Annotated in this window: 21 protein-coding genes; 15 read left to right on the top strand and 6 right to left on the bottom strand. The window is 59.3% G+C overall.

Going from position 1 to position 21586, the window contains the following annotated elements; translation table 11 throughout:
* Positions 1 to 87: 87 nt before the first annotated feature.
* The 13 genes from DQN55_RS03040 to DQN55_RS03100 all read left to right on the top strand — a co-directional run bounded on the left by DQN55_RS03040 (position 88) and on the right by DQN55_RS03100 (position 12472).
* On the top strand, positions 88 to 1359 hold the full coding sequence (locus tag DQN55_RS03040; protein WP_048378363.1) for a glutamate-5-semialdehyde dehydrogenase: 1272 nt from the start codon (positions 88 to 90) through the stop codon (positions 1357 to 1359).
* Positions 1360 to 1405: 46 nt separating this feature from the next.
* The gene (gene nadD, locus DQN55_RS03045) at positions 1406 to 2050 is read left to right on the top strand and encodes a nicotinate-nucleotide adenylyltransferase (protein WP_162199346.1); all 645 of its coding nucleotides are present in this window, start codon (positions 1406 to 1408) and stop codon (positions 2048 to 2050) included.
* Between the two features lie 71 nt (positions 2051 to 2121).
* On the top strand, positions 2122 to 2616 hold the full coding sequence (gene rsfS / locus DQN55_RS03050) for a ribosome silencing factor (protein WP_048378466.1): 495 nt from the start codon (positions 2122 to 2124) through the stop codon (positions 2614 to 2616).
* Between the two features lie 9 nt (positions 2617 to 2625).
* The gene (gene rlmH / locus DQN55_RS03055; RefSeq protein ID WP_003444191.1) at positions 2626 to 3093 is read left to right on the top strand and encodes a 23S rRNA (pseudouridine(1915)-N(3))-methyltransferase RlmH; all 468 of its coding nucleotides are present in this window, start codon (positions 2626 to 2628) and stop codon (positions 3091 to 3093) included.
* A gap of 12 nt (positions 3094 to 3105) precedes the next feature.
* Positions 3106 to 5001, top strand: a complete 1896-nt coding sequence (gene mrdA / locus DQN55_RS03060) for a penicillin-binding protein 2 (RefSeq protein ID WP_048378361.1) — start codon at positions 3106 to 3108, stop codon at positions 4999 to 5001.
* Positions 5002 to 5032: 31 nt separating this feature from the next.
* On the top strand, positions 5033 to 6136 hold the full coding sequence (rodA, locus tag DQN55_RS03065; protein WP_048378465.1) for a rod shape-determining protein RodA: 1104 nt from the start codon (positions 5033 to 5035) through the stop codon (positions 6134 to 6136).
* A 17-nt stretch (positions 6137 to 6153) separates the two neighbouring features.
* Positions 6154 to 7164, top strand: coding sequence for a lytic murein transglycosylase B (mltB, locus tag DQN55_RS03070; RefSeq protein WP_048378360.1), 1011 nt, complete (start codon positions 6154 to 6156; stop codon positions 7162 to 7164).
* Positions 7164 to 8153: a septal ring lytic transglycosylase RlpA family protein gene (locus DQN55_RS03075; protein WP_048378359.1), complete on the top strand. Its 990-nt coding sequence runs from the start codon at positions 7164 to 7166 to the stop codon at positions 8151 to 8153. The genes mltB and DQN55_RS03075 overlap by 1 nt, the downstream gene beginning before the upstream one ends.
* 165 nt (positions 8154 to 8318) lie before the next feature.
* Positions 8319 to 9476 (top strand): D-alanyl-D-alanine carboxypeptidase family protein, encoded by a 1158-nt coding sequence (locus tag DQN55_RS03080; protein WP_048378358.1) that lies wholly within the window; start codon positions 8319 to 8321, stop codon positions 9474 to 9476.
* A 79-nt stretch (positions 9477 to 9555) separates the two neighbouring features.
* The gene (locus DQN55_RS03085) at positions 9556 to 9831 is read left to right on the top strand and encodes a DUF493 domain-containing protein (protein WP_048378357.1); all 276 of its coding nucleotides are present in this window, start codon (positions 9556 to 9558) and stop codon (positions 9829 to 9831) included.
* Positions 9831 to 10478, top strand: a complete 648-nt coding sequence (gene lipB, locus DQN55_RS03090; protein WP_048378356.1) for a lipoyl(octanoyl) transferase LipB — start codon at positions 9831 to 9833, stop codon at positions 10476 to 10478. Before DQN55_RS03085 ends, lipB begins: the two co-directional genes overlap by 1 nt.
* Position 10479: 1 nt before the next feature.
* Positions 10480 to 11520, top strand: a complete 1041-nt coding sequence (gene lipA, locus DQN55_RS03095) for a lipoyl synthase (RefSeq protein ID WP_048378355.1) — start codon at positions 10480 to 10482, stop codon at positions 11518 to 11520.
* A 4-nt stretch (positions 11521 to 11524) separates the two neighbouring features.
* The gene (locus DQN55_RS03100; protein WP_048378354.1) at positions 11525 to 12472 is read left to right on the top strand and encodes a S66 peptidase family protein; all 948 of its coding nucleotides are present in this window, start codon (positions 11525 to 11527) and stop codon (positions 12470 to 12472) included.
* 70 nt (positions 12473 to 12542) lie between these two features.
* On the opposite strand, the gene DQN55_RS03105 is transcribed toward DQN55_RS03100, so the two are convergent.
* From DQN55_RS03105 to leuS, 5 genes are all read right to left on the bottom strand, one after another.
* On the bottom strand, positions 12543 to 13856 hold the full coding sequence (locus DQN55_RS03105) for a lytic murein transglycosylase (protein ID WP_048378353.1): 1314 nt from the start codon (positions 13854 to 13856) through the stop codon (positions 12543 to 12545).
* Between the two features lie 50 nt (positions 13857 to 13906).
* Positions 13907 to 14056, bottom strand: coding sequence for an alternative ribosome rescue factor ArfA (gene arfA, locus DQN55_RS03110; RefSeq protein ID WP_048378352.1), 150 nt, complete (start codon positions 14054 to 14056; stop codon positions 13907 to 13909).
* A 106-nt stretch (positions 14057 to 14162) separates the two neighbouring features.
* The gene (gene holA / locus DQN55_RS03115) at positions 14163 to 15200 is read right to left on the bottom strand and encodes a DNA polymerase III subunit delta (protein ID WP_048378351.1); all 1038 of its coding nucleotides are present in this window, start codon (positions 15198 to 15200) and stop codon (positions 14163 to 14165) included.
* 43 nt (positions 15201 to 15243) lie between these two features.
* Positions 15244 to 15849, bottom strand: a complete 606-nt coding sequence (locus tag DQN55_RS03120) for an LPS-assembly lipoprotein LptE (RefSeq protein ID WP_048378350.1) — start codon at positions 15847 to 15849, stop codon at positions 15244 to 15246.
* A gap of 89 nt (positions 15850 to 15938) precedes the next feature.
* Complete coding sequence (leuS, locus tag DQN55_RS03125; protein WP_048378349.1) at positions 15939 to 18545, bottom strand: leucine--tRNA ligase; 2607 nt, start codon at positions 18543 to 18545, stop codon at positions 15939 to 15941.
* 237 nt (positions 18546 to 18782) lie between these two features.
* On the opposite strand from leuS, the gene DQN55_RS03130 reads away from it, so the two are divergent.
* Both DQN55_RS03130 and DQN55_RS03135 read left to right on the top strand, forming a co-directional pair.
* Positions 18783 to 19070 (top strand): hypothetical protein, encoded by a 288-nt coding sequence (locus DQN55_RS03130; protein WP_048378348.1) that lies wholly within the window; start codon positions 18783 to 18785, stop codon positions 19068 to 19070.
* Positions 19071 to 19225: 155 nt separating this feature from the next.
* Positions 19226 to 19987 (top strand): YdcF family protein, encoded by a 762-nt coding sequence (locus DQN55_RS03135; protein ID WP_048378347.1) that lies wholly within the window; start codon positions 19226 to 19228, stop codon positions 19985 to 19987.
* A gap of 70 nt (positions 19988 to 20057) precedes the next feature.
* Here the strand turns inward: DQN55_RS03135 and lnt are convergent, their stop codons facing one another.
* Positions 20058 to 21581 carry an apolipoprotein N-acyltransferase gene (lnt, locus tag DQN55_RS03140; protein ID WP_048378346.1) on the bottom strand — a complete coding sequence of 508 codons (1524 nt, stop codon included), beginning with the start codon at positions 21579 to 21581 and terminating at the stop codon, positions 20058 to 20060.
* Positions 21582 to 21586 lie beyond the last annotated feature (5 nt).

The following is a 21586-nucleotide window of genomic DNA, read 5'->3' on the forward strand; positions in this document are numbered from 1 at the left end:
TTCGACCATCCGCCTGCCACCGCTGTGCGTGAGGCGGCGCGACAGCTATAATCGGCCGCTTTCCTCCCTGCCAAGACCATTGAGACCATGACTGAGTCCGTTCTTGACTACATGACCCGCCTGGGTCGCGCTGCTCGCGAAGCTTCCCGTGTAATTGGCCGTGCCAGTACGGCGCAGAAAAACCGTGCCTTGCACGGGGCTGCTGCTGCACTGGATGCTGCTCGACCGCAGCTGACTGCCGCCAACGAGCAGGACCTGGCCGCTGGCCGGGCCAACGGCCTTGAGCCGGCCATGCTGGAGCGCCTGACGCTGACCCCCGCACGCATCGACAGCATGATTGTCGGCTTGCGTCAGGTGGCCAGCCTGCCCGATCCCGTTGGAGCCATTCGCGACATGAGCTACCGGCCTTCCGGGATTCAGGTAGGCAAGATGCGTGTGCCACTGGGCGTGGTCGGGATTATCTATGAGTCGCGTCCCAACGTGACCATCGATGCTGCGAGCCTGTGCCTGAAGTCGGGTAACGCCACGATTTTGCGCGGCGGCTCGGAGGCCATCCACTCCAATCGGGCCATCGCGGCCTGTATCCAGCAAGGTCTGGCTGAGGCCGGGCTGCCTGCGGCGGTGGTGCAAGTGGTTGAAGTCACCGACCGTGCGGCCGTGGGGGCGCTGATCAGCATGCCCGAGTATGTGGACGTGATCGTGCCTCGCGGTGGCAAGGGCCTGATCGAACGGGTCAGCCGTGATGCGCGGGTGCCGGTCATCAAGCATCTGGATGGTATCTGTCATGTGTATGTCAGTGCCCAGGCCGATCTGGCCAAGGCTCAGCGCATCGCTTTCAACGCCAAGACTTACCGTTACGGTATTTGCGGGGCGATGGAAACCCTGTTGGTGGATCAGGCCGTTGCCGCGCAATTCCTGCCGGCGATGGCAGAGCAGTTTCGCGCCAAGGGCGTCGAGCTGCGCGGTTGCGAACGCACACAGGCACTGATTGATGTGGTGCCGGCGAGTGAAGAAGACTGGAACACCGAGTATCTGGATGCGATTTTGTCGATTCGCATTGTCGACGGGCTGGACCAGGCGATTGAGCACATCAATCACTATGGCTCCCACCACACCGACTCGATCGTCACTGAGCATCAGGGTGATGCCCGGCGTTTCATGGCCGAAGTGGACTCCAGTTCGGTGATGCTCAACACCCCGACCTGCTTCGCGGACGGATTTGAATACGGATTGGGTGCGGAGATTGGCATTTCTACTGATAAGCTGCACGCCCGCGGCCCGGTCGGTCTCGAAGGTCTGACCTGCGAGAAGTACATTGTGGTCGGTGACGGCCAGTTGCGTGGCCAGGAGTCGGTCTGACTTGATCGACCTTAGCCCGCCAGGCATGGCAGCGCACATCGACGAGTTGCCCCGGCGCATCGGCGTGCTGGGAGGAACCTTCGATCCGGTGCACATCGGGCATTTACGCGGTGCTCTGGAAGTCGCTGAAATGATGGTGCTCGATGAGCTGCGTCTGACGCCGAACGCCAGGCCGCCTCATCGTGACTCACCGCAGGTCTCGGCGCTCGACCGTCTGGCGATGGTTGAGTGCGCGGTCGCCGGAGTAGCTACGCTGGTGGTAGATCCCCGGGAGCTGCAGCGGGACAAGCCGTCCTACACCATTGATACCCTGGAGTTGATGCGGGCCGAGCTGGCCGCTGATGACCAGTTGTTTTTACTGTTGGGCTGGGACGCATTTTGCGGCCTGCCCACCTGGCACCGCTGGGAGGAGTTGCTCCAGCATTGCCATATCCTGGTGCTACAGCGCCCGGATGCCGACAGCGAACCGCCGGATGCCTTGCGCAACCTGCTGGCAGCGCGCTCGGTAAGCGACCCGCTGGCCCTGAAAGGGTCGAGCGGACAGATTGCATTCGTTTGGCAGACACCGCTCGCGGTATCCGCCACCCAGATCCGTCAACTGCTGGCCAGCGGTAAGTCGGTACGTTACCTGGTGCCCGACGCGGTCCTGGCCTACATCGATGCGCACGGACTTTACCGTGCGTCGAACTGAAAAGGCGTGTTTCAAGGCACGATTGAACGTGTATTGAAACACCCGAAAACATGAGCAAAACGAGTTTTTATATGACGAACAACGACGTAAACAAAGTAAAGCGCAAAGGCACAGCCAAAAGTGCTCCACTGCCGAAAGCAGTTTTCAGCGGTGAGCCGCTCAAAGGCGAAGAGCTGGTCAAGGTAGCCGTAACGGCCCTGGAAGACGTTAAAGGCCAGGACATTCAGGTTATCGATGTTCGCGACAAGCAAAGCATCACCGACTTCATGATCATCGCTACCGGTACCTCCAACCGCCAGATCGGCGCGATGCTGGACAAGGTTCGCGAAGCGGTCAAACTCTTGGGCGTCAAGCCTTTGGGTGAAGAAGGCAAGGGCGACAGCGACTGGGTACTGCTGGACATGGACGACGTGATCGTTCACATGATGACCGCCAGCGCCCGTCAGTTCTATGACCTGGAACGTCTGTGGGCCGGTGCTGAACAGAGCCGTGCCGGCAGCGCTGCTCACCACAGCCCTGAAAACACCCACGAGCATTTCCTCAAGCTCAACAAAGACCAGGAATAAGGGTTCGCTGTGCGCCTGCGTTTGATCGCTGTCGGTTCGCGTATGCCCAAGTGGGTGGAAGAAGGCTGGCATGAATATGCCAAGCGTCTGCCGTCCGAACTGGCTCTTGAACTGGTGGAAATACCGCTCAATACCCGTGGCAAGAATGCCGACGTGGCTCGTTTCATCCGTCAGGAAGGCGAAGCCATGCTGGCCAAGGTCGGCCCAGGGGAGCGGATTGTTACGCTTGAGGTCCACGGCAAGCCCTGGAGTACCGAACAGCTGGCGGTCGAGCTTGATCGCTGGCGTCTGGACTCGCGCACGGTGAATTTCATGGTCGGTGGCCCGGAAGGGCTGGCGCCGGAAGTCTGTGCCCGCGCTGACCAGCGTTGGTCGTTGTCGCCGTTGACGTTGCCACACCCGTTGGTAAGGATTCTGATCGGTGAGCAGTTGTATCGCGCCTGGACGGTGTTGTCCGGGCACCCTTATCACAAATAGTCAGCGTCCTGAATGTCTCAGCCGATTCGCCTGAAAGACCACGAGAAAGACGCTCGCCTTGTGCGCGGCCGGGTCGTGGTCGGTGCAATTGTGGTGGTGGCACTGATTTGCGTCTTGCTCGCACGTCTGTATTTTCTGCAAGTGGTGCAATACGACTACCACTCGACGTTATCTGAAAACAACCGGGTGCATGTGCAGCCGATTCCACCGACCCGTGGCCTGATTTTTGACCGCAATGGCGTGGTGATCGCTGACAACCGTCCCAGTTTCAGCCTGAGCATGACGCGCGAGCGTTCCGGCGATTGGCGGCAAGCCCTCGATGTCATTGTCGAGGTGCTGCAGCTCACACCGGAAGACCGCGCCCTGTTCGAAAAACGCATGAAGCAGGGGCGGCGGCCTTTCGAGCCGGTGCCCATCCTGTTTGAGCTGAGCGAAGAGCAGATTGCCCGGATTGCCGTGAACCAGTTCCGCCTGCCCGGGGTCGAGGTGGTTGCGCAGTTGGTGCGCCATTACCCGCAAGGTGCACACTTTGCGCACTCGGTGGGGTATGTGGGGCGGATCAACGAGAAAGAGCTCAAGACGCTCGATCCGGTCAACTACAGCGGCACCCATCACATCGGTAAAACCGGCATTGAGCGCTTCTACGAGGCCGAGCTGCATGGCCAGGTGGGTTACGAAGAAGTCGAAACCAATGCCCGGGGACGGGTCTTGCGCGTGCTTAAGCGCACGGATCCGATTCCAGGCAAGGACATTGTGCTGAGCCTCGACATCAAGTTGCAGGAGGCGGCCGAAGAGGCGCTTGCCGGGCGTCGGGGTGCGGTGGTTGCACTCAACCCGATGACGGGTGAAGTGCTGGCCATGGTCAGCCAGCCCAGTTTCGACCCTAACCTGTTTGTGACCGGTATCAGCTTCAAGGCGTATGCCGAGCTGCGCGATTCGATTGATCGCCCGTTGTTCAACCGCATCTTGCGTGGCCAGTATCCACCAGGTTCGACCATCAAGCCTGCGGTGGCCATTGCAGGGCTGGACAGCGGCGTGATCACGCCTTCTTCCCGGGTCTATGACCCCGGCTATTACCAGCTACCCAATTACGATCATAAATATCGTAACTGGAACCGTTCCGGTGATGGCTACGTCGATATGGACACCGCAATCATGCGTTCCAACGACACCTATTTTTATGACCTAGCACACAAGCTGGGGATTGATCGCCTGTCGACCTACATGAACCAGTTCGGTATCGGGCAAAAAGTCTCGCTGGACATGTTCGAAGAATCGGCCGGGCTCATGCCGTCCCGCGAATGGAAACGTGCCACCCGGCGTCAGGCCTGGTTCCCGGGCGAAACGCTGATTCTGGGGATCGGCCAGGGTTACATGCAGTCCACGCCTTTGCAGCTGGCTCAAGCCACGGCGCTGATTGCCAGCAAAGGCAAGTGGATCCGCCCGCACCTGGCCAAAACCATTGAAGGCGAGCCGCCGGTCGACCCCAACCCGATGCCCGATATTGTGCTGCGCGACCCGTCCAACTGGGCCCGTGTGAGCCACGGCATGCAGCAGGTGGTGCACGGGGCGCGCGGAACGGCGCGGGTAGCCGGTGTCGGCGCGCAATACATGATTGCCGGCAAAAGCGGTACGGCACAGGTCGTCGCGATCAAGCAGGGCGAAAAATATGACCGCTCCAAGGTCCAGGAGCGCCACCGCGACCACGCCCTGTTCGTCGGTTTTGCACCGGCCAATAATCCGCAAATTGCGGTGTCGGTCATGATTGAAAACGGTGAGGCGGGTAGCCGTGTCGCTTCGCCAGTGGTGCGCAAGGTCATGGATGCCTGGCTTCTGGATGCAGACGGCAAGCTCAAGTCTGAGTACGCCAGCCCTTCAAAGGCGGAGGTTACGGCCAGTGATGAGTAATTTTGACCGCATCCTCTCCAGCGAGGATGTGATGCGCCGACGTGCCACGTTGCTTCAGCGTTTGCACATCGATGGTCCGCTGCTGATTTTGCTGCTGATTCTCGCGGCCGGCAGTCTGTTTGTGCTGTATTCGGCCAGTGGCAAGAGCTGGGATTTGCTGAGCAAGCAGGCAACCTCGTTCGGGCTCGGGCTGGTGTCGATGTTCATCATCGCTCAGCTCGAACCACGCTTTATGGCGCGTTGGGTGCCGATTGGCTATATAGGCGGCGTCCTGCTGCTGGTGGTGGTAGATGTCATGGGCCACAACGCCATGGGTGCCACACGCTGGATCAACATTCCGGGGGTCATTCGCTTCCAGCCTTCAGAGTTCATGAAGATCTTGATGCCGGCGACTATCGCCTGGTACTTGTCCAAGCGAACGCTGCCACCCCAGCTCAAGCACGTAGCGGTCAGTTTGATGTTGATCGGCGTGCCCTTTGCCTTGATCGTGCGTCAACCTGACCTGGGCACCGCGTTGCTGGTGTTGGCGGGGGGAGCATTCGTCCTGTTCATGGGCGGTTTGCGCTGGCGCTGGATCATCAGCGTGCTGGCCGCGACGGTGCCGGTGGCGGTTGCCATGTGGTTTTTCGTGATGCACGACTACCAAAAGCAACGGGTGCTGACCTTCCTTGATCCTGAGAGCGACCCTTTGGGCACTGGCTGGAACATTATTCAGTCAAAGGCCGCCATTGGTTCGGGCGGGGTGTTCGGTAAAGGCTGGTTGCTGGGAACACAGTCCCATCTCGACTTTTTGCCGGAGAGCCACACGGACTTCATCATTGCGGTGATGGGGGAAGAGTTCGGCCTTGTGGGCATTTGTGCCCTGCTGTTGGTCTATCTGCTGTTGATTGGTCGCGGCCTGGTGATTACCGCCCAGGCGCAAACATTGTTCGGCAAATTGCTGGCAGGCAGTCTGACCATGACGTTTTTTGTTTATGTTTTCGTCAACATCGGTATGGTCAGTGGCTTGTTGCCGGTGGTGGGCGTGCCATTGCCGTTCATTAGTTACGGCGGAACTTCGCTCGTGACGCTGCTGTCAGCGTTTGGGGTTTTGATGTCGATCCATACACACCGTAAATGGATTGCACAAGTTTGATTAAGGTGAATAATTTAATGCAAGCAATGCGTGGCTGGGCCGCTCGATACGCGCCGTGGGCAGGCCTTCTGGGGCTGTTCGGGGTCGCGCAGGGCGCGGTGGCCGGCGACTATGAAGGCTCGCCCCAGGTGGCCGAGTTCGTCGGTGAAATGACCCGCGATTACGGGTTCGCCGGCGAGCAGCTGATGGACGTTTTTCGCGAAGCAGGGCGCAAGCAGAGCATCCTTGACGCCATCTCGCGGCCAGCCGAGCGCGTCAAGCAGTGGAAGGAATACCGCCCCATTTTCATTTCTGATGCCCGCGTGGCACGGGGTGTCGATTTCTGGCGTGAACATGAAGCGGTGCTGGCTCGTGCCGAGCAGGAGTACGGGGTGCCGGCACAAGTGATCGTGTCGATTATCGGCGTCGAGACCTTTTATGGCCGCAACACCGGAAACTTCCGCGTGATCGATGCGCTGTCGACCCTGGGCTTCGATTACCCGCCGAGGGCTGAGTTTTTCCGCAAGGAGCTGCGCGAGTTCCTGCTGCTGACTCGTGAAGAACAAGTCGACCCGCTGACCCTTAAAGGCTCGTATGCCGGGGCTATGGGCTTGCCGCAGTTCATGCCGAGCAGTTTCCGGGCTTATGCGGTGGACTTCGACGGCGATGGCCACATCAATATCTGGAGCAACCCGGATGATGCCATCGGCAGCGCTGCCAACTACTTCAAGCAACATGGCTGGACGGCCGGCGAGCCGGTTGTGGTTCGTGCCGATGTGCAGGGTGAGCAGGTGGATGAAGGCTTGACCCAGGGCATTGAGCCGGTCAAAACAGTCGCAGAGTTGCGAGCGCTGGGCTGGTCAAGTCATGATGCGCTTCGTGACGACATGCCGGTCACGGCATTCCGTCTTGAAGGCGAAAACGGTCCTGAATACTGGATGGGCCTGAAAAACTATTATGCGATCACGCGCTATAACCGAAGCGTGATGTACGCCATGGCAGTGCACCAACTGTCCGATCTGCTGGTTCAAGCACGGGGCAATAAGTAATGCCGTTTCTAGCGATCCGCACACCTCTCAAGCTTTCCGCCTGCGCCTCTGTCGCGCTGTTGATCGTGAGTTGCTCCAGCACTCCGCCGGCGACACCGCAAAAGTCGGCCGTCGTTCGCGCGACACCGGGTCTGGATATCAACCGCGCACACAAGGACGGCGCTCCCTGGTGGGACGTGGATGTTTCACGCATCCCGGACGCCACGCCGACCTTGCATACGGGACCTTACAAGGCCAACCCGTACACGGTACTGGGCAAGTCCTATTTCCCGATTCAAGAGTCCAAGAACTACGTCGCTTCCGGCACTGCTTCCTGGTACGGCACCAAGTTCCACGGCCAGAACACTGCCAACGGTGAAGTGTATGACCTGTATGGCATGAGTGCCGCGCACAAGACCCTGCCGTTGCCCAGCTACGTCAAAGTGACCAACCTGGATAACCACAAGACCGTGATCCTGCGGGTCAATGACCGTGGCCCGTTCTATTCGGACCGCATCATCGACCTGTCCTATGCCGCAGCCAAAAAGCTGGGCTATGCCGAAACCGGCACCGCGCGGGTCAAGGTGGAAGGGATTGACCCGCAACAATGGTGGGCCCAGCGTGGCCGACCTGCGCCATTGGTGTTGAATGAGCCGAAAATGGCTCAGAATGCCCCCGGCCCCAGCGTGTCCACCGGCAAGGTCGAGCAATGGACACCACCTGCACAGCAGCACGCTGCCGATGTGATCCCGGTTCAAACCGCGACCGCTTCCGGTACTTACTTGCAAGTGGGTGCTTTCGTTAACCCTGATGCCGCCGAGTTGCTTCGCTCCAAGCTCAGTGGCATGGTCAGCGCTCCAGTGTTCATCAGTTCGGTTGTGCGCAATCAACAGACGTTGCACCGTGTGCGTCTGGGACCTATCGCCTCGTCCGGTGAAGTGCAACAAATGCAAAACAGCGTACGCCTGGCCAATCTGGGCCAGCCGAGCGTTGTAACGTCTGATCAGTAACACTGATTAAAGCGTTGGGCCTTGACTATTCGGGGCCCAAACGCAGTTGTCGGTTCCACCCTGTCCGGGTCTGGTCGCAACTGAATACGCGATAGCCAGTCACACATGGCTGTCAGAACAGTTTTGCCCGCGAGGGTAAGTTTCATTAACAATTTCGAGAGACGGATGAACATCACCACCTTTGCCAAACGCCTGTGCCTGCTTGTCCCGCTGATCATCACTCCTGCTGCCTGGGCGGTAGAAATGATGCCGTCGCCGCCGCAACTGGCCGCCAAGTCCTATGTTCTGATGGATGCCAGCAGCGGTAACGTGCTGGTTGAGAACAATGGCGACCAGCGTCTGCCACCTGCCAGCCTGACCAAGCTGATGACTGCCTACATCGCGACCCTGGAAATCCGTCGTGGCCAGATCGGTGAAAGCGATCCGGTAACCGTCAGCGAGAATGCCTGGCGCACCGGTGGTTCGCGGATGTTCATCAAGGTCGGCACTCAGGTATCGGTCAGCGACCTGCTGCACGGGATCATCATTCAATCGGGCAACGATGCCAGCGTAGCCCTGGCCGAGCACATTGCCGGTAGCGAAGACGCCTTCGCCGACATGATGAACAAGACGGCTGGCGAGTTGGCGATGACCAACAGCCACTTCATGAACCCGACCGGTCTGCCAAACCCTGAGCATTACTCGTCGGCTCATGACATGGCCACGCTGGCTCGCGCCATCATCCATGAAGACCCGACTCATTACGCGATCTACTCGCAGAAAGAGTTCTTCTGGAACGGCATCAAGCAGCCAAATCGCAACCTGCTGCTGTGGCGCGACAAGACGGTTGATGGCCTGAAGACTGGCCACACCGACGAAGCCGGCTACTGCATGGTGTCTTCGGCCGTGCGTGACGGCATGCGTCTGATTGCTGTGGTATTCGGTACCAACAGCGAAGTGGCACGTGCTGCTGAAACTCAAAAGCTGCTGACTTACGGTTTCCGCTTCTTCGAAACCCAGACCTTCTATCAGAAGGGCACCGAGCTGGCACAGGCTCCGGTCTGGAAGGGTACCACCAACCAGGTTAAAGCCGGTTTGGCCAATGACCTGACCATGACCCTGCCAAAAGGCCAATTGAAAAAGCTGGCTGCCAGCATGACCATGAATCCGCAGCTGATGGCCCCGATTGCCAAAGGCGACGTGATCGGCAAAGTTGAAGTCAAGCTCGACGACAAGGTTGTGCACAGCGCAGACTTGATCGCGCTTGAGCCTGTTGAGGAAGGTGGTATTTTCCGACGCGTGTGGGATAGCATCCGTCTATTCTTCTACGGCTTGTTCAACTGATTGCATTCTCCTGTTTGATCCCGCGCCTATCCGGCGCGGGGTTATCCCTGCAGTTCCCGGCTTACGAGGCCAATACGCCATGAGCGATACAGAAGTAAAGGCGCCAAAGATCGAATTCCCCAACGTTGACTACCCGGTTAAGGTCATCAGCGACACAGGCGTGGGCAACAAGGACCGGATCATCGATATCGTCAAGAAACATGCGACGATCAATCACGACCGCGTCGATGAGCGTCAAAGCACCAATGGCAAGTACACCACGATTCAGTTGCACATCGTTGCGACCGATCAGGATCAGTTGTACAACATCAATAGCGAATTGCGAGCCACCGGCTTCGTCCACATGGTGTTGTGATGTCCCGCAGCCTGGGGTTTCGCGAGCTGGGTCAGGTTGCCTATGAGCCGACCTGGCTGGCGATGAAACGCTTTACCGACGACCGTGGCCCGCACACCCAGGACGAAGTCTGGCTGGTGCAGCACCCGTCGGTATTTACCCAGGGCCAGGCAGGCAAGGCCGAGCATCTGTTGCTGCCAGGCGATATCCCGGTGGTCAAGTCGGATCGCGGCGGCCAGGTGACCTATCATGGCCCCGGCCAATTGGTGGCTTATCTGTTGCTCGATGTGCGCCGCCTTGGATTTGGCGTGCGAGAACTGGTCAGCCGGATGGAGCGTTGCCTGATCGATCTCCTCGCCAGTTATGGGGTGAGTGCGGTGGCAAAGGCCGATGCGCCGGGTGTTTATGTCGACGGTGACAAAATCGCCTCGCTGGGCCTGCGGATTCGCAATGGTTGTTCTTTCCACGGTCTGGCCCTGAATGTGGACATGGACCTGGAACCGTTTCGACGGATTAACCCCTGTGGCTATGCGGGGCTGGCGATGACCCAGTTGCGTGACCATGCAGGGCCGATTGAATTTGCCGAGGTAGGTGCCCGGCTGCGTGCGCAGCTCGTCAAACACCTCGACTATGCTGAGCAGACGACCCTCACGGGCGGAATCGATTGATATGACTACTGCGCAAGATGCTGTTCAAACGCTGATCCCTACGCTGGACATCTCAGAACGTGCTGCCCGCGCAAGCGAGGCCCGTTCCAAGGTGGAAACCGGCGTTAAATTGCGCGGTGCCGAAAAGGTTGCGCGTATCCCGGTAAAGATCATTCCGACCACCGAGTTGCCGAAGAAGCCTGACTGGATTCGCGTGCGTATCCCGGTTTCTCCGGAAGTCGACCGTATCAAGCAACTGCTGCGCAAGCACAAGCTGCACAGCGTATGCGAAGAAGCGTCCTGCCCGAACCTGGGCGAGTGCTTCTCGGGCGGTACTGCGACGTTCATGATCATGGGTGATATCTGCACCCGTCGTTGCCCGTTTTGCGACGTCGGTCACGGTCGACCAAAGCCGCTGGACGTCAACGAGCCAGAAAGCCTGGCCATCGCCATTGCTGACCTGCGCCTCAAGTACGTGGTGATCACTTCGGTAGACCGCGATGACCTGCGTGACGGCGGTGCCCAGCACTTTGCCGACTGCATCCGTGAGATCCGCAAGCTGTCGCCGGGTGTCGTACTCGAAACCCTGGTTCCGGATTACCGCGGCCGCATGGACGTTGCGCTGGAAATCACCGCTGCCGAGCCGCCTGACGTATTCAACCACAACCTCGAAACCGTACCGCGCCTGTACAAGGCTGCGCGTCCGGGTTCCGATTACCAGTGGTCGCTGACATTGCTGCAACGCTTCAAGCAAATGATGCCGCATATCCCGACCAAGTCCGGCTTGATGCTGGGTCTGGGTGAAACCGATGAAGAAGTCATTGAAGTGATGAAGCGCATGCGCGAGCACGACATTGATATGCTGACCCTTGGCCAGTATCTGCAACCGTCGCGCAGCCACTTGCCGGTACAACGCTTTGTTCACCCGGACACCTTCGCCTGGTTCGCCGAGGAAGGTTACAAAATGGGCTTCAAAAACGTGGCTTCGGGCCCGCTGGTACGCTCTTCGTACCACGCCGACGAGCAAGCCAAACTGGTAAAAGCCACCCTGATGGGTGCCTGATCCCATGAACAGCCGGCTCACCGCGCAGGTGTCTTTCAAGGCTCACAGCGCGGTGCCCGCGCTGCCCGCTGGCGGGGTGATCGGTCTGATCGCCCCGGCAGGTCCCGCCCAGCTTGATCTGGACTCAGCCACTCAATGGATGCATGCACGCGGCTATCAACTGCGGGTATTTCCAGGGGTGTGGGAAAAAAATGGTTACCTCGCAGGCTCCGATGCAGCACGTGCAGGCGATCTGCATGCAGCCTTTGCCGATGACAGCATTGACGCGATCTTTTGCCTGCGCGGCGGTTATGGCAGCCCGCGTTTGCTCGATAGCATCGATTTTGAGCTCATCAGGCGCCATCCCAAGCCTTTTGTCGGTTACAGCGACATCACGGCGCTGCACTTGGCAATCACCCGCTACGCGGGCTTTGTAACCTTCCATGGGCCGATGCTGAATGCTGACCTGCTGGGTAACAAGCAATCGCCGACGGAATCGTCATTGTTGCGCATGCTGAGCGGGCAGCAGCCACGGCTCCTGTCACATCCCGACGAATACCCCTTGAGCACCGTTGCCCCGGGCTGCGCCAGCGGTCGTTTGCTGGGTGGCAACCTGTCGCTGATTTGCGCCACGATCGGTTCGCCATTCGAACTCGACGACCAGGACGCCATTCTGTTTATCGAAGACGTGAACGAGCCGCTTTACCGTGTCGATCGTTTGCTGACGCATTTGCGTCTGGCAGGCAAATTGAACCGGTTGCGCGGGGTGCTTGTGGGAGATTTTGCCGGTATCGATCTGTCAGCGTTGCTCCAGTTGCTCAGGCAGGAGCTGGGGCCGCTGGGGATTCCGGTACTGGCAGGCTGGCGCAGCGGGCATTGCGATCCGAACTTGACACTGCCACTGGGCGCCCACGTGCGGCTGGATGCCGACAGGCAGCAGCTGACGCTTGAGCAGGATGTTGTCACTCTGTAGCCGCTGCTGAAGACTGCGAAAAGGGCCGCAGAACCTTCAAGAACGAAGATCGCTGCGACCCTGCAAAAGGCTATCGGTTACGCAAACTCTCCAGCAACTTGTGGTTGGGGTAGCCATCGGCAGGCCATCCCAGGGCTTGTTGTGCGCTGCGGATCGCTTTGCGGGTATTGGCCCCGATAATCCCATCAGCATTGCCTGCATCGTAATTGCGCTGGCTGAGCAGAGTCTGCAGTTCAACCCGCTCGGAGCGGCTCAATGGCAGGTCGTCCTTGGGCCATTCGCTCACAATGGTGCCGCCGCCATTGAAACGTTCGGACAGCAAGGCCACAGCCAAGGCATAGGACGATGAGTTGTTGTAACGAAGAATGGCGCGGAAGTTGTCCAGCACCAGGAAGGCGGGGCCACGATAGCCGGCAGGTACCAGCAAGGTCGCGGTCAGTTGCTCTGCGCCGGCGGGTGCCGTGGAGCCGGCAGGTAGCGTCACGCCGAGCTGCTGCCATTCACTGACGCTTTTGCGGATGGCCCCGTCGGCCAGCGTGTAGTCAAAATTGCTGGGCAGTTTGACTTCAAACCCCCACGGCTGGCCTTGTTTCCAGCCAGAGCTTTGCAGGTAGTGAGCTGTCGAGGCCAGCGCATCGGCTGAGCTGTTCCAGATATCCCGCCGGCCATCGCCGTCAAAATCCACCGCATGGGTTTCATAGGTGGTCGGAATGAACTGGGTCTGGCCCATGGCGCCAGCCCAGGAACCGAGCATCTTCCCCGGAGCAATGTCGCCTTCCTGAATGATCTTCAAGGCAGCCAGCAGTTGGCTCTGGGCAAACTCAGGACGCCGGCCTTCGTACGCCAGAGTCGCCAGCGAGCGGATGACTGACTTGTTGCCCTGGAACGTACCGAAGTTGCTTTCCATGCCCCACACCGATACCAGCACCTGGCGGTCTACGCCATAGCGTTGTTCGATACGGTCCAGCAGTTCGGCATTTTGTGTAAGCAAACGCTGGCCATTGCGAACACGCAGAGGCGACAGGGCGCCATCGAGGTATTCCCAGACCGGTCGGCTGAACTCGGGTTGGCTGCGATCGGCCTTGATCACCCCCATGTCCGGGGTAATGCCGATAAAGGCATTATCGAACACCAGCGGGTTGATCCCGGCTTTAAGTGCCTGCTCGCGGAAACCGGCTTGCCACTCACTGAAGGTTTGAGCTGGCTGAATATCGGGGACGTCCACGTTTGGCGCACTGGTGGTCACCGCCGGGGCAGCTGGAGTCACCGGCAGGGGCTGTGCGTCGGCTGCGGTAGGTTTCTCTGCACAGGCGACTAGAAGAATGACGCTGGAGGCAGCAATCAGTTGGCGCATCGGCCAACCACGTTTATGACTTAAGGGCATGCGCAATTCCAGGTAATGCAAATCAGATGCAGACCTTATCATCCTCGCTGTCAGGCAGCCAGAAAGTAAAAAGCCTCCCGGTCTCTCGACTGGAAGGCTTCGCGGCGGTAGCTGCCCTTGCCCTTGGCGGGTCGTTCCTGGCGGCTGCGGAACAGGGGTTGGCTGATAATGGATTTGGCCTTGTTGGGGCGCTTGCTCATGGCGTTGGCTCTCGCGTGGTTTGAACACGCGCAAATCATCGGCCAGATTTTTTGCGTTGTCCAGTTGGCAGGGCCCGGCGGTGACGGCATTCGGTCGCGCAGAAGGTTATTCCGCAGGCAGATTCAGCCGTTGCCCACACATCAACAGCGTCAATCGGCTCAAGCTGCTCCAGGCCGAGCCTGCGGCCTGGCCTTTGATTTGTGCATCGATGCGTTGCGCGTCCATCAGCAATTGCGCCCAGCGTTGTGCTGAGTAACGTTGCAGGGCTTTGCTCATCAAGGGTTTGCGTTTGTCCCAGACAGGCGGTCGGGCCTGGCTGAAGGCTTTATCCAGCGGGATTCCCTGGCTGTATTGCAACGCAATATTGGCCAGAACCCGCAGTTCACGCGCCAACGCCCACAAGATGACCGGCGGTTCAACACCCTCGCCCCGCAGGCCCTCGAGCATGCGCAAGGCATGTGCGGCTTCGCCATTGAGCACAGCATCGACCAGCCCGAAGACGTCAAAGCGTGCACTGTCAGCAACAGCCGCTTGCACGGTTTCGACAGTGATCTGGCCGTCCTCGGCCATCAACTTGAGCTTTTCGATTTCCTGGGCGGCTGCCAACAGGTTGCCTTCGACCCGTGCTGCAATCAGTTCTACTGCATCCTGGCTGGCAGACAAACCCGCCTGGGACAAGCGCTGGCGGATCCATTGCGGCAGCTGGTTGGCGTCCACGGGCCAGATCTGCAGGAACTGGGTCTGTGGGCCTTCGATCAGGGCTTTGCCCCACTTGGTCTTCTGCGCACTGCCATCGAGCTTGGGCAGGCTGATCAGCAGCAAGGTGTCTTCGGCCGGGCGAGAGCAGTATTCGATCAGGGCTGCGGCGCCTTTATCGCCGGGCTTGCCTGAAGGCAGGCGCAGTTCGAGCAGGCGTTTTTCAGCAAACAGCGACATGCTGGCGCCAGCTTGCAACAACGAACCCCAGTCAAAACTGGCGTCGGCGCTGAACACCTGGCGTTCATCGAATCCTTGTTGGCGAGCGGTACTGCGAATGGCGTCTGCCGCTTCCTGGCACAGCAACGGGTCATCGCCGCTGATGATGTAGACCGGCGAAAGGCTGCCTTGCAGGTGTTTGGCGAGTTGGGCGGGGGCGAGTTTCATAGGGGCTGGATAGATAACGGGGCGCCTGAGCGCCCCGTATGCCTTACTGGTCTTGCAGTTCGAGTGGCGACTGTTGAGGGGTTTCCTCTTGAGTCTTGCGTGCGGCTTCGATGGCGTCGGCTTCTGCCTGGGCCTTCGCATCGGCGGCCTGTTGCAGTTTCTCCAGCTGGGCCGGAGTCAATTGCTCCAGGCGCGCGATCATTTGCTGGATAAGGTCGCGACGCATTTCTTTGCGAGCCAGGGCCGCTTCCTGGCCTGAGCCGGTGATGTTGTTGCCGTCTTGCAGGTAGATCTTGTGCACTTCAAGCTTGTCGTTGAGCAGCGGCAGATGGTTCTGGCCCTGGATCTGGTAGCTCAGCACGGTGGTCAGCTCATACTCGGCCGAAGCGCCGTTGCCGGCATAGCTGGCGGCTCGTTGAGAGTCCTTCTCGTTGGTCAGGACCAGCTTGTAAGGCGCATTCGCGGTCACTTTTACGCCGCTGTTTTCCAGTACCTGACGCAGTTGACGCACAGTGTCGCCATACGCATTGCGTGCGCTGACGTCGAGTTCTGTGATCGTCAGCTGATTGGTACCGGTACCGCGCAGCTGGAAGCCGCAGGCACTCAACAGAACGGCGAGACCCATCACCAGCAAATTACGTTTGATCATGTGTTGCTCCCCTTGAAACCGGATAGGCCGACAGTGCGGCCTTGAAGGTTTTATTGGGCGCCCGTGTTCGAGGCGGGCGCCTGTTCCTGTCAGCTCGCGACGATGTTGACCAGCTTGCCAGGCACCACGATGACTTTACGAATCGTCAGGCCTTCAGTGAAGCGCAGCACGTTTTCGTTGGTGCGGGCAGCTGCTTCAACTTCTTCGCGGCTGGCACTGGCCGGCATTTCGATGTGTCCGCGCAGTTTGCCGTTGACCTGGATAACCAATTGCAGGCTGTCCTGGACCAGAGCGTTTTCGTCCAGGGTCGGCCACGATGCATCGATGATTGCACCGGCATGGCCCAGCTGGTTCCACAGTTCATGGCTGATGTGCGGGGTGATCGGTGCCAGCAGCAGGGCAACGGTTTCGAGGCCTTCCTGCAGCAGGGCGCGGTCTTGTTCAGTGGCCTGAGGTGCTTTTTCGAGCACGTTCATCACGGTCATCACCTGGGCGACGGCGGTGTTGAATTTATGGTGTTGGCCGACGTCCTGGCTGGCTTGCTTGATAGCCTGGTGGATGGCGCGGCGAATGACTTTTTGCCCGTCGTTCAGCGTGGCAATGTCCAGTGCACCCGGCAGGCCCTGGCCTACGTGAGTGTGAGCCAGACGCCATACACGCTTGAGGAAGCGGTGCGAGCCTTCAACGCCCGAGTCCGACCATTCGAGGCTCGCGTCAGGCGGAGAGGCGAACATCATGAACAGGCGGCAGGTATCGGCGCCGTATTGTTCGATCATGTACTGCGGGTCAACGCCGTTGTTCTTCGACTTGGCCATTTTTTCTGTGCCGCCGATTTCAACCGGCAGGCCATCGCTGATCAGCGTGGCACCGATGATCTTGGCTTTGCTGTCACGTTCCAGTTCGACGTCTGCCGGGTTGAACCAGGTCAGGCTGCCGTTGGCTTCGCGACGATAGTAAGTCTCTGCGATCACCATGCCTTGGGTCAGCAGGTTCTTGAATGGCTCGTTGGAGCTGACCAGACCTTCGTCACGCATCAGTTTGTGGAAGAAACGTGCGTAGAGCAGGTGCAGGATGGCGTGTTCAATACCGCCGATGTACTGATCCACCGGCAACCAGTGGTCAGCCGCGGATTTTTCTACCAGGCCGCCTTCATAATGTGGCGAGGCGTAGCGGGCGTAGTACCACGATGACTCGACGAAGGTGTCCATGGTGTCGGTTTCGCGCTTGGCCGGTGCACCGCATTTCGGGCAGCTGCACTCGTAGAACTCGGGCATGCGCGCCAATGGCGAGCCAGCGCCATCAGGTACTACGTCTTCTGGCAGCACAACAGGCAGCTGGTCTTCAGGCACCGGCACGTCGCCGCAGGTCTCGCAATGCACGATCGGGATCGGGCAGCCCCAGTAGCGTTGACGGCTGATGCCCCAGTCGCGCAGACGGAATTGGGTACGGGATTGACCCAGGCCCTTGGCGGTCAGGGCCGCTTCCATGGCGTCGAACGCGGCGGTGAAATCAAGGCCGTCAAATTCGCCGGAGTTGATCAGGGTACCGTGTTCGTTGTACGCATCCTGCCACGGCGCAGGGGTTTCGTCGCCGGCACTGGTGCGGACTACGGCCTTGACTGGCAGGTTGTACTTGGTGGCGAATTCGAAATCACGCTCGTCGTGTGCAGGCACTGCCATTACCGCGCCATCGCCGTAATGCATCAGCACGTAGTTGGCGACCCAGACCGGCAGTTTTTCGCCTGTCAGCGGGTGAGTGACGAACAGCGGGGTTGGCAGCCCTTTTTTCTCTTGGGTGGCCATGTCCGCTTCGGCAACGCTGCCGGCTTTGCATTCTGCGATAAACGCCTGCAGCTCGGGATTGCCTTGTGCCGCCAGGGTAGCCAGCGGATGCTCGGCTGCCACGGCCACGTAAGTGGCGCCCATCAGGGTGTCCGGACGGGTGGTGAAGACCTTGAGTACGCCCGCTTCGCCGATGGAAGCCTGGTCATACGGGAACTGAACTTCCATGCCACGGGATTTGCCAATCCAGTTGCGCTGCATGGTTTTGACCTGCTCGGGCCAGCCGGTCAGTTCGTCGAGGCTTTCGAGCAGCTCATCCGCATAAGCGGTGATCTTGAAGTAGTACATCGGGATTTCGCGCTTTTCAATCAGCGCGCCGGAGCGCCATCCGCGACCGTCGATCACTTGTTCGTTGGCCAGAACGGTCTGGTCGATCGGGTCCCAGTTCACGGTACCGTTTTTGCGATAGATCACACCTTTTTCGAACAGGCGAGTGAACAGCCATTGTTCCCAGCGGTAGTAATCTGGCTGGCAGGTGGTGATTTCGCGTGACCAGTCAACGCCAAGACCCAGGCTGCGCAGCTGGGTTTTCATGTAGGCGATGTTTTCGTAGGTCCACTTGGCCGGGGCAACGTTGTTTTTCATTGCGGCGTTTTCGGCCGGCATGCCGAAGGCGTCCCAACCCATGGGCTGCAGGACGTTTTTACCGAGCATGCGCTGGTAACGGGAGATCACGTCACCGATTGTGTAGTTGCGCACATGCCCCATATGTAGCTTGCCGCTTGGGTAAGGGAACATCGATAGGCAATAGAAAGTCTCCTTGCCTGGTTGTTCGCTGACTTCGAAGGACTTTTGGTTGTCCCAGAATGATTGGGCGGCGGCTTCTATTTCACGGGGCTGATATTGTTCGTGCATGGCTACTTGTACTGATAAAGGGTGGCCTAGTCCTCTTCAACATACACCGGCTATGGAGTTGCCCGGTCAGGTTGGAGCAGGGGTTACAGGAAGCCTCGTAGCATACATGACCCCACTCTATCGAGGGAAACCCTGATTGCTTCGTCATCCGTTGGTCGCGGCAGCGAGCTGGTTTTACAAGCACAGCTAAGCTGATTGTCAGGGGGGAAATATTTCCTTTAATGAGGTGAACGACGGATGGTAGAGCTGCAACGAAGAGCAACAAATTCGGAGGTGTATGAACGGCTGATTGATCGTTTGAGTGTGGCTCTGGATTCAGCAAAGACGGCAGTACATTTACGTAATGAGCGTCCTGTCGAGTTGGAATTGCGAGGTTTGAGTCGTGCTGAGCTAGAGTTGATCAATGTTTATTTGAATCGGATCGGGCGTGAGGCTGATGGACGCTCGCAAGGCAGCATGAATGCGCAGGAAGCCCCTTTCAAGGCCAAGGTCATCTGGCTCAAGGACAGGGTGCAGGGAGCCTAGGGCGCACGGCGACTCCCGCCGGGCCCTCAGTAAAGCCGCAGTACTACAGTGCTACCCGGGTTGATGTCACACGCGTTTGTGTTTGAGTTTATAACCTGCGCGATTGATGCCTTCCTTCAACCCCCTTAGGCTTCGGGCATCTCTGGAGATGCTCGATGCCTATTCGATATTTCGTAAAACAACTTCTTCTGCCCCCGGGCATTTTCTTGCTGCTGCTGGTGCTCGCCTGGTGGTTGCGGCGTTCGCGTCCGCGAGTGGCCGGCGTGCTGTTTGCCGTGGGAGTGGGCGGCTTGTGGGTGATGAGCTTGCCGGTGGCGGTGGAGTGGGGCGCACGCGTCATAGAGCGTGAGCCTGCGCTGGCTCAGGGCGAATGGTCGACCTTGGCCGGGCGAGCGGATGCAATCGTAGTTTTGGGTTCCGGGCGGGAGCGCGGTGATCCGGCGTGGGGCAGCGATCAACCGACCGGGACCGGCCTGGAGCGTCAGCGTTATGCGGCCCGACTGGCCAAGGCTTCAGGATTGCCGGTGTTGACTACCGGTGGCCTGCACTACGGCACGCCGCCCAGCGAGGCGCAACTGATGGCGGATTCGATGCGCGATGATTTCGGGGTGACGGTACGCTGGAAAGAAGAGCAAAGCCGTACCACTTGGGAGAACGCTCAAATGAGCGCGGAGATCTTGCTTCCCCAGGGCATCAGGCGGGTGGCGGTAGTGACTCAGGCCTGGCATATGCCGCGTGCGGTGTGGAGCTTCGAAAAGGCCGGATTTGAGGTGGTACCGGCACCCGTTGGCTTTTGGAGTGTGGCCAATGCAAGGCCGCTGGGCGGCTGGATGCCGGAGTACAAATCGATCTGGCAGTCGGGTTTGTTAATCAACGAAGCCGTTGGGCAGGTGGCTTACCCGCTGTTCTATCGTTGAACCGGGGAGCATGGCGCGCTGTAGAGGCCGGGCTGGCCCGACGTCTACAAGTGAGTGCGCTGCGCAGGCATCACACGGTCTTGGCTATCCGGCTCGTGATCAACGCCCAGCCGATAAGCCCGATGCAGAGGATCAGCAGCGGCCATGAGCGCCATTGCAGGTAGGGCGTCAGGTCGTGCATGGGCACTACATCGCCATACAAAATGCCGCGTTCGAATTGTGGGATCTGCACCGTGATTTGCCCGAAAGGGTCGATCAAGGCGGTGACACCATTGTTGGTGGCGCGAATCATCCAGCGTCCGGCTTCCAGGGCGCGCATTTGCGCCATCTGCAAGTGTTGCAATGGGCCGATCGAGGTGCCAAACCAGGTGTCGTTGCTGATGGTCAGCAAAATGTCGCTCTGGGCGGCAAGGCCGGCGGCGAAGTCCGGGTACACCACTTCGTAGCAAATGAAGGGCGCGACTTGATAACCCTTGGCCTGCAACAGTGTTTGGTCGGAAGGGCCGCGAGCAAAGTCCGACATCGGCAAGTCAAAGAATGCGATGAGCCCGCGCAGTACATCTTGCAGCGGGACGTACTCGCCAAATGGCACCAGCTTCTGTTTCAGATAAGTACCGTCGCCTTCACCCACGGCGGTGATGCCGTTGAAGTAGCGTGGCTCATGCCGCAGCTCCTGGCGGATGGGAACCCCGGTGATCAGCGCCGAATTTCGCTCGGCGGCAAACCGGCTCATCATCGTCAGGTAGCCTTCGGCGTTTTCCTTGAGCACCGGGATGGCTGTTTCGGGCCAGATGATCAGGTCGGCTTGCCTGGAGCTGAAGGTCATGTCGCGGTACAGGGCCAGTTGGGCATTGAGCTGCGCCGGGTCCCACTTCATGCTTTGTTCGATATTGCCCTGGATTGCCGCCACGCTGAGCGGGTCTCCCGAAGGGCTGGTCCAGGCGTGATGCTTGAGGCTTATGCCGATGCACCACGGCCCGAGCAGCAGCACCGCTCCTGCAGCGATGAATCCCTTGCGGCGGGTCTTGATCAGGCGCGGCAGGTTGCACAGCAGGGCTGCGGTCAGTGCCAGGGTAAAGGAGATCAGCCACATGCCGCCGATCGGCGCGAGCCCGGCCAGCGGGCCGTCCAGCTGACTGTAGCCGGAGTACAGCCAAGGGAAGCCGGTGAGGAACCAGCCGCGGAATGCTTCCTGGGCCACCCACAGCGCGGCAAAAGCCAGCGTGTCAGCCAGCGGGGCTTCGTTGCGGCGAATCCAGCGGGCCCACAGCCAGGCGGGCAGGGCGAAGAACCAGGCGATGGCGGCGGTGAACGCCAGCATCAGCAGCCCCGCCAGTAGCACGGACGCACCGCCGAAGTTGTGAATGCTGTAGTAGATCCAGCTGGTGCCAGCGCCAAACAGGCCAAAGCCATAGCACCAGCCACGGCCCAGCGCCTGCTTTGGGGACAGGTCGCGCAAACCAAGGTAGAACATGGCCAGGGCAACCAGCGCCAGTGGCCAGATATCGAAGGGAGCCAACGCCAGGGTTGTCAGTGCGCCAGCTACCACGGCCAGCAGGTTACCGGGCCAGCCGGGGGAGGTTATCCAGCGCATTTCAA

Source organism: Pseudomonas taetrolens, assembly GCF_900475285.1.
GTDB lineage: Bacteria > Pseudomonadota > Gammaproteobacteria > Pseudomonadales > Pseudomonadaceae > Aquipseudomonas > Aquipseudomonas taetrolens.

What these genes read in the sequence shown, in the direction of transcription:
- DQN55_RS03040 (WP_048378363.1), top strand. Translation starts at nt 88, where the DNA reads ATGACTGAGTCCGTTCTTGACTACATGACCCGCCTGGGTCGCGCTGCT.
- rsfS (WP_048378466.1), top strand. Translation starts at nt 2,122, where the DNA reads ATGACGAACAACGACGTAAACAAAGTAAAGCGCAAAGGCACAGCCAAA.
- mrdA (WP_048378361.1), top strand. Translation starts at nt 3,106, where the DNA reads ATGTCTCAGCCGATTCGCCTGAAAGACCACGAGAAAGACGCTCGCCTT.
- rodA (WP_048378465.1), top strand. Translation starts at nt 5,033, where the DNA reads ATGCGCCGACGTGCCACGTTGCTTCAGCGTTTGCACATCGATGGTCCG.
- mltB (WP_048378360.1), top strand. Translation starts at nt 6,154, where the DNA reads ATGCAAGCAATGCGTGGCTGGGCCGCTCGATACGCGCCGTGGGCAGGC.
- DQN55_RS03075 (WP_048378359.1), top strand. Translation starts at nt 7,164, where the DNA reads ATGCCGTTTCTAGCGATCCGCACACCTCTCAAGCTTTCCGCCTGCGCC.
- DQN55_RS03080 (WP_048378358.1), top strand. Translation starts at nt 8,319, where the DNA reads ATGAACATCACCACCTTTGCCAAACGCCTGTGCCTGCTTGTCCCGCTG.
- DQN55_RS03085 (WP_048378357.1), top strand. Translation starts at nt 9,556, where the DNA reads ATGAGCGATACAGAAGTAAAGGCGCCAAAGATCGAATTCCCCAACGTT.
- lipB (WP_048378356.1), top strand. Translation starts at nt 9,831, where the DNA reads ATGTCCCGCAGCCTGGGGTTTCGCGAGCTGGGTCAGGTTGCCTATGAG.
- lipA (WP_048378355.1), top strand. Translation starts at nt 10,480, where the DNA reads ATGACTACTGCGCAAGATGCTGTTCAAACGCTGATCCCTACGCTGGAC.
- DQN55_RS03100 (WP_048378354.1), top strand. Translation starts at nt 11,525, where the DNA reads ATGAACAGCCGGCTCACCGCGCAGGTGTCTTTCAAGGCTCACAGCGCG.
- DQN55_RS03105 (WP_048378353.1), bottom strand. Translation starts at nt 13,856, where the DNA reads ATGCCCTTAAGTCATAAACGTGGTTGGCCGATGCGCCAACTGATTGCT.
- arfA (WP_048378352.1), bottom strand. Translation starts at nt 14,056, where the DNA reads ATGAGCAAGCGCCCCAACAAGGCCAAATCCATTATCAGCCAACCCCTG.
- holA (WP_048378351.1), bottom strand. Translation starts at nt 15,200, where the DNA reads ATGAAACTCGCCCCCGCCCAACTCGCCAAACACCTGCAAGGCAGCCTT.
- DQN55_RS03120 (WP_048378350.1), bottom strand. Translation starts at nt 15,849, where the DNA reads ATGATCAAACGTAATTTGCTGGTGATGGGTCTCGCCGTTCTGTTGAGT.
- leuS (WP_048378349.1), bottom strand. Translation starts at nt 18,545, where the DNA reads ATGCACGAACAATATCAGCCCCGTGAAATAGAAGCCGCCGCCCAATCA.
- DQN55_RS03130 (WP_048378348.1), top strand. Translation starts at nt 18,783, where the DNA reads ATGGTAGAGCTGCAACGAAGAGCAACAAATTCGGAGGTGTATGAACGG.
- DQN55_RS03135 (WP_048378347.1), top strand. Translation starts at nt 19,226, where the DNA reads ATGCCTATTCGATATTTCGTAAAACAACTTCTTCTGCCCCCGGGCATT.
- lnt (WP_048378346.1), bottom strand. Translation starts at nt 21,581, where the DNA reads ATGCGCTGGATAACCTCCCCCGGCTGGCCCGGTAACCTGCTGGCCGTG.